We start from the raw sequence: 11284 nt of genomic DNA, 5'->3' as shown, positions 1-11284 counted from the left end.
TTGCTTCTATGCGGGAGTTGAATCGTCGAGGCAAAACGCCCGACCCGGAGCATTACGAGGTCACCTACTATGCTGATTTGCCCGCCATGTGGCAGGATGTGCCGAACAACGAGATTTTGGAAGAACTGTTTCAAGTGTTCAACCTCTCCCGTCCGCAGGATTTTGAGGGGCATAGCCTGTCGGTCAGCGATGTGATTGCACTCAAACGCAATGGCGAGGTGTCTGTGCATTATGTGGACAGCATCGGCTTCAAGGATTTACAGGGGTTTCTGGACAAGCAGCCGGAACGCCCTTCGGTACTGATGAATCTCAAGGAAAAGTGCGATGCCCCGGAGTGCAATCCTACCGTCTGCCGGAAAGCGAGGGATGAACATGAACTTTGACCACGAGGAATTGACCCTGATGATGATCTACAACACCGGCACCCGACTAGGGCTTATCCACGAGTTGCGGCTGATGCAGTGCTACCTGATGCCCGACGAAACCGCCCTGCGGGAACTGTCGGAGGGCGTTATCGAAAAGCTGAAACTGGTGACCGATGCAGAGTTTGCCGAGTTGGAATTTCCGCTCGACTGACTTTTGCCGCCTGCGGGCGGCATACATATTCTCTTTTACAATGCCATTTGGTGTGGTATACTGAACTCGACAACTCGGAAAGTTGCAGGGGTAACAGAAATGAAAAATAGAATAATCGGTATTATATTTTTAACTGTCTTTGTGTCAATCAACCTTTGGGCCATTCTGACAAAGAACTATTCCAATTCATTTCTGGCAGGAATTGCAGGAATGTGTCTTGTTACCGCAATTCTTTATCTCCGAAAAGGAAAAAAATAATCAAATTTCTGTTTAAGAGGATCAGCCGATGGACAAAACATTTCAGAAATTATTACAGACTGACATTGATCTTTCATCCTTAGGCGTAGAACGCCGTACAGATAACGAACCATATTTTTGCACACCAAAGGGTGCGTCTGTATTTGGTTGGACCGGTGTGGATGGAATCCACTTCTGTTTTGTTCGTGGCTTTGGCGGTATGGTTTTTGCTGTCAGCCCGGCGAACACATTTCCAAACTATGTTCATCCGTTGGCAAAAAATTTCGCTGATTTTCTGCGGCTACTGCTTGCCTGCGGCGATGTGGCAGCATTGGAGCAGGCATGGATGTGGGATAAGGCACAATTTGAAACCTTCTTACAGGACAACCCTCCCACGCAGGAGCAGCAGGAAACCCTTGCGCTTGTCGCTACGAAATTAAAGCTGATGCCAATGGAGCGGCCATGGGCATATATCAAAGAGCTTCAGGCATCTTTTGATTACAGCAAAATCAAGTACACCAAAGAATATTACGATGTTGTGGACCAGAACGCAAAACCAGCTATCCCGGAGTGGAAAGTCTACTTTGAGGGAAACTTCTGGGGACATTCGGGAAAAGAACGTGCCGGAACAGAAGTCCCCTTGAATCAGCAATTTGAATGGGCCGGGCATCATTGGATCATTCCTGCGGCGTATTCGTGCAGCAAGGGGTTCGTTGTGGACTTTTGTATGCGTACCCCGGAGGAAGACATTCGCAAGTTCATGACTAAATGGGATTTACACCCCGAAAACGACTCTTGTGAACACTTCACGCAGGAGCAGCAACTGCAAATAGATTTAGAAAATCCACTTTGTCTTGACTTTATTCCTCGTTTGGAATTGAACGGGAAAACAATGCCGACCTCCCACGGTTGCTCGGTGGTCTTTAATCCATGTTTGCCAGACGGGATGATCAATGAAGCGGAAGCAAAGTGGGCATTGGAACACTATGATTTGGATACATCCTATGGGTGGATGATTTTTCGGGCGGCATTTCCGTGGACAAGCAAACGCCGTCCTGAAATAAAATCCCTCTCCCTTACGATGGAGCAACGGCCATGCCGTGTGCCGGGACCACATTTCCAGACACACGCTCCCGGTGATTCGTTTTCTTTCCTCCATCCGGTCAGCGGAACAAACTATACATTGACCGTGCAGGAAATAGAGCAACAAACAATTCCTCAAAAGTGTTTCGGTTCTGACCGCTGGGTTTATCCGACACACTTTACCGTCATGCGTTATACGCTTTTCCCTGAATCGGAGGAAGATATCTCGATTTGTGATTGCTGCGATGGAGATAAGCCTATGGAAATTGCTGTGGAGGGAGACACCTTCACGCCGGAAACCCAAAATAATGCTTGCGTAGGCATTATCGGTGGAGCTGACGGACCAACAGTGATTATGCCTGGAGAAAAATCACAAGGCAGGCTTCATGCTGCTTGCTCAGCACTGCACTTTGAGCCGGTTCGGGATGATGTAGAGTGGTGCACAATGTTCAGTATTAAGAATTTTGATGAAACGACGATCAACCTTATATAACAGGAATACGATGACGACTTTCAGCTTGTCGATGGTTGTCAACTGGGATAATTGTCATAAGCCATCACTCCGAAAAATTTTCATAACCCGCAAGAAAGTGGGCTTGATAGAATACTTTCATTCATGCTATACTAAAATCAGTTTTAATGCACAGAAAAATTGAAAGCGGAGGATAGCCAATGGACACCAAAAAAAGATCACCCATCGACCGCCTGCTTTTTGCCACCTTTCTGAAAGGCCGCACATCTTCCCGTGATGTATGGGAAGAAAAGGGCGATATGACCCCCGAAGATAACCAGAAGATCATCGAGGAGACCAACGAGATCATCAACGATGATTCCACCTATCCCTTCATCAGCTACCTGTCCGACCTGCTTGCAAAATCCAAACCCTCCGATGAGGCGGTCATAAAACTGCACGACTGCATTGAAAAAGTTGCAGTTACGTTGGGGCAGGACAGCACCGATGTGTTCCGTGCGCTCCTTGCAAAACTGATCGAGGAGCCGGAAGAAAAGCAGACCTTTGACCGTCTGCTGGAGATGGCCGAGAAATTGGCGGCAAAGCACTGAGATAACTTTACGAGGTGATTTCAATGAGCTACGGATGGGCAACTGTTTTCACTTTAGCGGCATGGTTTGCAGGACTTGTGGTTGATGTAAATGTGCGGGTCGGCGACCTCGGTTTACGAACAGTGCTTCCTGTCATCGTGATGGGGTGCTGCGTTATGAAGTACATAAAGGACAATAGCAAATAATCTTATCTCAATACACTTTCCAGCGGGCGACCACAAAACGGTTGCCCGCTCTTTTTATGCTCAAAAAATGGAAGGAGGAACGCTATGCCAAGCAAAACCGAAGAATATCTCGCCCTTGCCCAGTGCACGGCCAACGGCTTGACCCGATACTGGGAAAGCTGGACGGACTACCTGACCACCGCATCCCGGCTGTACAAGTACAGTTTTGCGGACCAGCTCATGATCTACGCCCAGCGCCCGGATGCCACCGCCTGCGCCGACTTTGACATCTGGAACAACCGGATGAACCGTTATGTGCCCCGGAGTGCAACCCCATCGTCTGCCGGAAAGTGAGGGATGCGCATGAACTTTAACCATGAGGAACTGATGCTGATGATGCTCTACAACACTGGCACCCGGCTGGGGCTCATTCACGAACTGCGGCTCATGCAGTGCTACCTGATGCCGGACGAGACCGCTCTGCGGGAACTATCGGTGGTGGTTATCGAAAAGCTGAAACTGCTGACCGATGCAGAGTTTGCCGAGCTGGAATTTCCACTGGACTGACTTTTGCCGCCTGCGGGCGGCGTACATAAAGTATTTTGTTCTTACAAAAGATATGCTATAATCAAATCAGACAAAATTCCTCTCTTCAAGCGATTTCTCCGCAATTTTCCTGTGGCTCTGCTCATATCAAAAATAAGGGACCGATTTTTAATTGTCAGAACGGAGGAACCATTATGGCAATCTTTGAAAAGACCATCCGAAACAAGAATTTTGACAAACTGCTTCGGAAGCTGGAAAATGAAATCCCGGACAGCAGTTGGTCGGCAGATTTAGAGGCAGGCAGTGATTTCAAAGAGGGCGATGCCCGGTGCAGTGTCCGTGTGTTTGAACGGTACAGCATGATGGGCGGCAACCGCCTGAGTCTGACACTGACCATGTTCCAGAATGGAGATAGCCCGATTCGGCTGTCTGCAATTACAGCGGGCGGCAGTCAAGCGGTGTTCTTCAAGGTGAACACCCTCGGAGAAGAATCTTTTCTGGACGATGTAAAGGACCTGCTGGAAGAAATTTTGGAGGAGTAAAATGTTTTTTGGATGGTTTGACGCTATATTCAGCTTCATTTTCCCAATCCTGTTCCTGCTTTTTATTGGAATGTTTTTCTTTGCTCTAATTTCAAATCTCCGCACACGGAACAAAAACAACCACTCGCCGCGGCTTACCGTTCCGGCAACAGTGGTAGCAAAGCGCACCGATGTTTCGCATTCCAGCAGTGCCAATGCCGGAGATATGTCCGGTGCGCACGGATACGACACTAGCACATTTACATCGTACTATGTGACTTTTCAGGTGGAGAGCGGCGACCGGATGGAATTTGAAGTGGACGGAAGCGATTATGGTCTGCTCGTGCAGGGCGACATCGGAAAGCTGAGTTTTCAGGGCACCCGCTATCTTGGGTTTGAGCGGAGCTAAGTGTTTCTTACATTATATAGTATGGAGTGCTGTATGAACGATTTGTTTATCCAAGGGCTGACCATCGACTGGAACAGAGTTCGCCCATACAATTATGTTCGTCAGATTCCTGCCATCAGCGGAATCGACACTTTTACATTCCATAAGCCCATTACGTTCTTTGTTGGCGAAAATGGAAGCGGAAAATCTACGCTTCTGGAAGCAATCGCTGTTGCTTACGGCTTCAACGCAGAGGGTGGAACGAAGAATTATTCATTTTCCACATACAACTCCCATTCGGAACTATGTGAGGCTATGACGATTTCCAAAGGGTATCGTAGACCAAAGTTCGGGTATTTTCTCCGGGCAGAGAGCTTCTACAATGTAGCCACCAAGGAAATCGACTATTCCGATGACGATCATCCCTCCAAAGGCTATCACCAAAAATCACACGGTGAAAGTTTCCTCGCCATTGCGCAGGACTACATGGATGCAGATGGAGTCTATATTTTTGACGAGCCGGAAGCTGCGCTATCCCCGCAGAGGCAGCTCACGTTACTGATTAACATTTATCGGTGTGCCCAAGAAGGGGCGCAATTCATTATAGTATCACATTCACCCATTCTCCTCGGAATGCCTGATGCTGAAATTTTTAGCTTCGACAATGGCACGATTCATCCTTGTCAGTATGAAGATACGGACAGCTACGTTATCACCAAAACATTTGTAAATAATCGGCAGCATTTTTTGAACCAGCTTCTGAATGAAGAAACGTAATGCCTGGAAAGGACATTCCATATGAGTGATTCTACATTGAAAGAACTTTGGCAGCAGGTCGCAGAAAAGAAGAACTGTGAAGCAAAGCAGAAAGAACTGACCGCCCAGAGAGATACGCTTGCTGATTGCCTGAAAAAGCTGGAAAAATCCAAGCTGGCAGAGCAGGCTGATGTGGACCGTCTGGAGGGACACAGCCTTGCCGCATTTTTCTATCAAGTGATTGGAAAAATGGATGAAAAGCTGGACAAAGAACGGCAGGAAGCCTATGCAGCCCGCGTCAAGTACGATGCGGCTCTCCATGATCTTTCTTCCGTTGATGCCGACTTGAAGCAGATTCAAAATAGACTGGCACGGCTGTCCGATTGCGAAAGTCAGTATCAAGCTGCTCTTTCCGAAAAAATCAAAAGCATCAAAGTCTCTGCCCACCCTGCCGCACAGCAGATTGCGGAAAGCGAAAGCCGCATTGCCGCACTGAAAGTTCAAAAGCGGGAGCTGCTGGAAGCCATCAACGCAGGAAAGACTGCCTTGCATACGGTCAACGAAGTTCTCGAAACCCTCCACAATGCCGAGGGCTGGAGTACATGGGACGTAATGGGCGGCGGTTTGATGGCCGATCTTGCCAAGTATGAGGAACTGGACGATGCGCAGAAACAAATCGAACAGCTTCAAGTGGAACTGCGGCGGTTCAAAACTGAGCTTGCTGATGTTGAGATCACCGCAGACCTTCAGGTTACGGTGGACAGCTTTCTGAAATTTGCAGATTTCTTCTTTGACGGCCTCTTTGCAGACTGGGCAGTTCTGGATCACATCAATCAGGCACAGAGCAGAGTGGAGAATACCAAAGGTAAAATCAAGCGAGTCCTCGCACTTCTGAAAAAGATGCGCGAAGATGTTGATGTCCAAATCGCTGACGAAAAAGAGAAGCAGGAGCAGCTTGCAGTGGAAACCGAGCTGTAGGGCTGGAGTGTCTGTGTATGAAACGAAAAATCACAAAGATTTTGGATGTTGCTATTCATTCCATAAATCTTATTCTTATCAATTATGCGCTATCGAATATGATGGCTCTTTTTCGGAGCAGCCTCCTCTACATTTTGTTTTTCACCTCTGAAATGTGGGTCTTTGTCCAATACCGAAAAAGTATTGAAACGTTGAGCAACAGCAAAACTCTTGCAAATCTTCTGTTGGTGATCTGTGCGGCTATCGAGATTGGGCTTTTATATTTCTTCGGAATCGTTTCTGGAAAACCGATTCCATTCAAATTGTAAAAGCGATTTTTATAAGGGAGTAATTTCTATGGGTTACGGTTGGGCAACGATTTTTACTGTGGGAGCATGGCTTGTCGGAGGCTTCCTTGATGGCCTTTTGGGTTCTGGCACCCTCGGTCTGAACACTTTGTTCGCAATTATTGCAATGGGCTGCTGCATCATGAAATTCATAAAGGATAACGGCACCTGATAATCAAACTATTACATACCCTCTGCGGGCAACCATAAAACGGTTGCCCGCTCTTTTTATACCCTAAAATCCGAAAAAGGAGGACCGCTATGCCAAGCAAAACCGAAGAATATCTTGCCCTTGCTCAGCGCACGGCCAACGGCTTGACCCGATACTGGGAAAGCTGGACGGACTATCTGACCACCGCATCCCGGCTGTACAAGTACCCCTTTGCAGACCAGCTGATGATCTACGCCCAGCGGCCCGATGCCACCGCCTGCGCCGACTATGACATCTGGAACAACCGGATGAACCGTTATGTCCGGCGCGGTTCTAAGGGCATCGCCCTGCTGGATGAATCCAGCGGATTCCAGCGCCTGCACTACGTTTTCGATGTGTCGGACACCGGGGTGCGCCGTAATTCCCGTGACCCCGACCTGTGGCAGTACAACGATGACCTGAAACAGCCGGTTTCAGAAATGCTCGCCGCCACCTACGGCATCAGCGGAGAGCGTGTCAGCCAGCAGCTTGCGGATGTTGCCGGGAAACTGGTGGCGGATTACTGGGACAACAACAGCGAGGACATCAGCGCCATCGTTGACGGTTCGCTGCTGATGGATTATGATGAAGCCGGGGTGGAGATGCAGTTCAAGTCTGCCGCCGCCATTAGCGTCACCTACACGCTGCTGGAACGCTGTGGATTTGAACCGGATGGCTATTTTGACAAAGACAGTTTTCAGGCCATCTACGATTTTTCTACCCCGGACACTGTCTACACACTCGGTGCCGCAGTCAGCGACATCAGCCGCGAAGTCCTGCGCACCGTCGAGCGGGCAGTCAAAACAACCATTCGCCGCCGAAACAATGAAAGGAGCCAGCATAAATATGAGCAGCAATCTGAGTTATACGCAGACCGGGGATTATCTTCTCCCGAACCTGACCCTGCATCAGCCGAAGAACCCGCTGGGCAAGTACGGCAGGATGCGCCTGAACTTTCTGAAACAGCAGCACCCGGTTCTGTACCACACGATGCTCCTGAACGGGAGCCTGTACCCGACCCTGACCGAACTGGAGCAGACCGCAGCAGCGATGAAGAAGCAACTGATGGCCGATCTGCTGGCGAAGAACCCGGCCCCGGACAAGGAGAAGAATCAGATGGCGTGGGTACAGCACATGAACAGCCTACAGGAGCAGGTCGAGGAAGTGATTCGGACGGAACTGATCTACAGCTAAGTTTTCTGGATGCCGTCATCCCCACCGAAGCCCAGCAAATTGAACATATCGACCGAGCGGAGAGCGAAAAATCGCCCTCCGCTTTTGTTTTGTCGCAGGCTGAAATTGAGAATGAACTGCGCAAGCATGGTTCCGGTTTTCAGGATGGCAAGCAGCGAATCATCGAACTGTACCAGACACAGCCCGACCGCAAACTCCGCGCTAAAGCATTGGCGAAAGAGTACGGCATCGGCGGACATTCGCAGGATTTTCTGGATGGCAGCAGCGGTTTTGTAAATCATGATGGAAAAGGACTTGAATTTGACCACTACCCGGATCATCAAAAGGTTACGTTAAGCTGGACACAGGTCGAGAAATACATCGACCTGATGATTCAGTCTGACCGCTACCTGACCGATAAGGAAAAAGAGCATCGTGCCGCCGTGCAGGAAGCGGAACGACAGCTCCCAATGCTGGATGGTGATGCCGCTGCCGAATACAATGCTCTGAAAGAGCAGTACCCCAATACCCTGATTGGCTTTGAACTGGGCGGATACTTTCTGTTCTATGACAAAGATGCAATCACTGTAAAGGAAGTTTTTCGTTCTAATTTGCTGTCACAGGAAAATGCGCTGGGAAAAGTCAAAGTGACCGGCTTTTTGCGCAGAGAGTGGGTAGCAAAATCGCAGAAGCTGTGGGCCGAGGGCAACAGCATCTATCTAGCCGGACAGGGCGGAGATGGTACCCACCATCAGACAAAATATCTGCGAGAGGAAGATTATCTGCCGATCGGCATCATCATCAAGCTAGATGGCCGGGATTTCCGTGTGGATCACGTCAACTTCATGTTCAAATCCGTCAGCTTGCAGGACATGGACTTGACCAACAGCGGACAGCCCATCTTCCGGGTTGAACGGTTGCCCAATATCCGGGAACTGTATGAACAGCAGCAGGATGAAATTATTGACGTTTCTCCTGAAAAGGCTGTTGATTACAAGGTCGGTGACGAAGTTGTTGTTGACCTTCCCACCCGAACCATCGAAGGCAAAATCGGCTATGTTGGCGAAACCGATGTGCGCATCGACACCAGCGCGCATGGGCAGTCGTGGGATAACGAGGTACTCAACAAGCAGCAATTCGAGGACGGTCTGCGGCGGGATGAACCTACACCTGATGAGGAACTGGACAAGTTGCCTATCTCTGTGGAGGTCAATGGCGAGTGGCAGACCTTTCCGGATGCTGCTGCCGCAGACGAAGCCCTGAACGCTGAACCGATGCCGGAAGCCGCAGGAAATTTTCACATCACGGATGATAATTTGGGTGTCGGAGGCCCCAAGCAGAAATTCGCCCGCAATATTGAAGCCATCCAGACCTTGCGCACTTTGGAGCAGGAGCATCGCGGTGCCACCGCCGAGGAGCAGCAGGTGCTTTCGCAGTATGTAGGCTGGGGCGGTCTTGCAGATGTCTTTGACCCCAACAAGGAAAACTGGTCTGCCGAGTACACCCAACTGAAAGGGTTGCTCACCGAAGAGGAGTATGCCGCCGCCCGCGCTTCCACTCTGAATGCCCACTATACCTCTCCGGTGGTAATTCGCGCCATCTATGATGCTGTGGAAAAGATGGGCTTCCAGTCTGGAAATATCTTGGAGCCTTCCTTGGGTATTGGCAACTTTTTCGGTATGCTGCCCTCTGGCATGGCTGACAGCCGTCTGTATGGTGTGGAACTGGATTCCATCACCGGACGCATCGCCCAAAAACTATATCCACAGGCCGACATTACGGTTGCTGGCTTTGAAACCACCGACCGCCGAGATTTTTACGACCTTGCCGTAGGTAATGTCCCTTTCGGTCAGTACAAAGTCAACGACAAGGCGTACAACAAACTGGGTTTTTCTATCCACAACTACTTTTTCGCCAAGACTATCGACCAGATCCGACCGGGCGGCGTGATTGCTTTCGTGACCAGCCGTTTCACGATGGACAGCAAAGACAGCAGTGCCCGCAAGTACATGGCGGAACGTGCTGATTTGCTGGGAGCCATCCGCTTACCCAACAACGCTTTTAAGGCAAATGCAAGCACCGAGGTTGTTTCGGATCACAACAAAGCAGACTACTCTGCGGACTGCTTCGCAGCCGCAGAGGTGCTGCACATTCTACTTGTACACGAAAATGCGTAATGTCGCAGGTTTGAGTACGAGCGAGGCACAAAAATCCAGCGATATGTTCGGCAAGTGTCGCTATCTGGATGAAATCACCGGTGGCCGTGGCGTGATTTTTGCAACGGGTACGCCCCTGAGTAACAGCATGACCGAGATGTATACCCTGATGCGTTATCTTCAGTACAACACCTTACAGCAGAAAGGGCTGACCCATTTTGATGCGTGGGCATCCACCTTCGGTGAGACGACCACGGCCATTGAACTTGCGCCCGAAGGCACCGGATACCGTGCACGCACTCGTTTTGCGAAGTTCTTCAACTTTCCTGAACTGATGGCGATGTTCAAAGAAGCGGCTGATATCAAGACCAGCGATCAGCTTCATCTCCCGGTGCCTGATGCAAAATTTGAGACGGTGGTGGTCAAACCTTCGGAAATCCAACAGGATATGGTGCAGGCGTTGAGCGAACGTGCAGCCGAAGTCCACAGCGGTTCTGTTGACCCCTCTGTGGATAATATGTTGAAAATCACGTCGGATGGCCGCAAAATCGGTCTTGACCAGCGGTTGATGAATTCCGCTCTGCCCGATGACCCCAACAGCAAGTTAAATGCCTGCGTCAACAACGTCCTGCGCATCTGGAACGACACCAAGGAGCAGAAGCTGACCCAGTTGATTTTCTGCGATATGTCTACTCCCAAGGGGGACGGTTCGTTCAACGTCTATGATGATATTCGCACCAAGCTGCTCAACGCCGGTGTGCCCGAACAGGAGATCGAGTTCATCCACAACGCAGATACGGAGAACAAGAAAGCAGAACTTTTCTCCAAGGTACGCAGCGGACAGGTGCGTGTACTGCTGGGCAGCACTGCAAAAATGGGAGCCGGTACAAATGTCCAGACGCTTCTTGTGGCAGTGCATCATCTGGATGTAGGCTGGCGTCCGTCTGATATGACCCAGCGCAACGGCAGAATCATCCGCCAAGGCAACCAAAACAAACAAGTCTACGTCTATAACTACGTCACGGAATCGACATTTGACGCCTACCTCTATGTGCGACACGAAGTCGCTTAAATCAACTGTCTGGCTATGACCAGACCTGTTATTCCATTAGCAGTAGTCTACTGTCA

The 11284-nt window shown here is 49.8% G+C and carries 15 protein-coding genes and 2 pseudogenes; 16 read left to right on the top strand and 1 reads right to left on the bottom strand.

What is annotated here, in order from left to right; translation table 11 throughout:
- The 13 genes from GKG36_RS14305 to GKG36_RS14650 form a co-directional block, all read left to right on the top strand.
- Positions 1 to 383 (top strand): YodL domain-containing protein (locus GKG36_RS14305; RefSeq protein WP_154261300.1); only part of this gene is annotated, 383 nt, incomplete at its 5' end.
- A complete protein-coding gene (locus GKG36_RS14300; RefSeq protein ID WP_154261298.1) occupies positions 373 to 576 on the top strand; it encodes a transposon-transfer assisting family protein in 204 nt (67 codons plus the stop codon). The genes GKG36_RS14305 and GKG36_RS14300, both read left to right, overlap by 11 nt.
- Positions 577 to 862: 286 nt before the next feature.
- Positions 863 to 2389, top strand: coding sequence for a hypothetical protein (locus tag GKG36_RS14295; protein ID WP_154261296.1), 1527 nt, complete (start codon positions 863 to 865; stop codon positions 2387 to 2389).
- A gap of 179 nt (positions 2390 to 2568) precedes the next feature.
- Positions 2569 to 2958, top strand: a complete 390-nt coding sequence (locus tag GKG36_RS14290) for a hypothetical protein (protein WP_005945547.1) — start codon at positions 2569 to 2571, stop codon at positions 2956 to 2958.
- A 23-nt stretch (positions 2959 to 2981) separates the two neighbouring features.
- Complete coding sequence (locus tag GKG36_RS14655; protein WP_165852646.1) at positions 2982 to 3143, top strand: hypothetical protein; 162 nt, start codon at positions 2982 to 2984, stop codon at positions 3141 to 3143.
- A gap of 84 nt (positions 3144 to 3227) precedes the next feature.
- Entirely contained in the window at positions 3228 to 3476 is a 249-nt protein-coding gene (locus GKG36_RS14285; RefSeq protein WP_154261294.1) for a hypothetical protein, read from the top strand.
- A 9-nt stretch (positions 3477 to 3485) separates the two neighbouring features.
- Positions 3486 to 3689 carry a transposon-transfer assisting family protein gene (locus GKG36_RS14280; protein WP_044954185.1) on the top strand — a complete coding sequence of 68 codons (204 nt, stop codon included), beginning with the start codon at positions 3486 to 3488 and terminating at the stop codon, positions 3687 to 3689.
- A gap of 173 nt (positions 3690 to 3862) precedes the next feature.
- A complete protein-coding gene (locus GKG36_RS14275) occupies positions 3863 to 4210 on the top strand; it encodes a DUF6054 family protein (protein WP_005921745.1) in 348 nt (115 codons plus the stop codon).
- 1 nt (position 4211) lies between these two features.
- Positions 4212 to 4598 carry a DUF2500 domain-containing protein gene (locus GKG36_RS14270; protein WP_154261292.1) on the top strand — a complete coding sequence of 129 codons (387 nt, stop codon included), beginning with the start codon at positions 4212 to 4214 and terminating at the stop codon, positions 4596 to 4598.
- 33 nt (positions 4599 to 4631) lie between these two features.
- Positions 4632 to 5354 carry an AAA family ATPase gene (locus tag GKG36_RS14265; protein WP_117506241.1) on the top strand — a complete coding sequence of 241 codons (723 nt, stop codon included), beginning with the start codon at positions 4632 to 4634 and terminating at the stop codon, positions 5352 to 5354.
- 21 nt (positions 5355 to 5375) lie between these two features.
- Positions 5376 to 6311 (top strand): hypothetical protein, encoded by a 936-nt coding sequence (locus tag GKG36_RS14260; protein ID WP_154261291.1) that lies wholly within the window; start codon positions 5376 to 5378, stop codon positions 6309 to 6311.
- Positions 6312 to 6328: 17 nt separating this feature from the next.
- On the top strand, positions 6329 to 6619 hold the full coding sequence (locus GKG36_RS14255) for a hypothetical protein (protein ID WP_005921749.1): 291 nt from the start codon (positions 6329 to 6331) through the stop codon (positions 6617 to 6619).
- 28 nt (positions 6620 to 6647) lie between these two features.
- Positions 6648 to 6809 carry a hypothetical protein gene (locus tag GKG36_RS14650; RefSeq protein ID WP_005921750.1) on the top strand — a complete coding sequence of 54 codons (162 nt, stop codon included), beginning with the start codon at positions 6648 to 6650 and terminating at the stop codon, positions 6807 to 6809.
- Positions 6810 to 7261: 452 nt separating this feature from the next.
- Here the strand turns inward: GKG36_RS14650 and GKG36_RS14250 are convergent, their stop codons facing one another.
- Positions 7262 to 7669 carry a hypothetical protein gene (locus GKG36_RS14250; protein ID WP_154261289.1) on the bottom strand — a complete coding sequence of 136 codons (408 nt, stop codon included), beginning with the start codon at positions 7667 to 7669 and terminating at the stop codon, positions 7262 to 7264.
- Between GKG36_RS14250 and GKG36_RS14245 the strand changes: the two genes are divergently transcribed.
- The 3 genes and pseudogenes from GKG36_RS14245 to GKG36_RS14235 all read left to right on the top strand — a co-directional run.
- Positions 7668 to 8021, top strand: coding sequence for a TnpV protein (locus GKG36_RS14245; RefSeq protein WP_097839620.1), 354 nt, complete (start codon positions 7668 to 7670; stop codon positions 8019 to 8021). The two genes, GKG36_RS14250 and GKG36_RS14245, sit on opposite strands and share 2 nt — an antisense overlap.
- Positions 8022 to 8389: 368 nt before the next feature.
- Positions 8390 to 8674 (top strand): annotated as a pseudogene (locus tag GKG36_RS14890) (hypothetical protein); the annotation flags it as partial.
- Between the two features lie 486 nt (positions 8675 to 9160).
- Positions 9161 to 11207: pseudogene (locus tag GKG36_RS14235) on the top strand (helicase-related protein); the annotation flags it as partial.
- Positions 11208 to 11284 lie beyond the last annotated feature (77 nt).

It is taken from the genome of Faecalibacterium sp. BIOML-A1, assembly GCF_009679715.1.
In the GTDB taxonomy this organism is placed as follows: domain Bacteria; phylum Bacillota; class Clostridia; order Oscillospirales; family Ruminococcaceae; genus Faecalibacterium; species Faecalibacterium taiwanense.
This window is presented reverse-complemented; position numbering and strand designations above follow the sequence as displayed.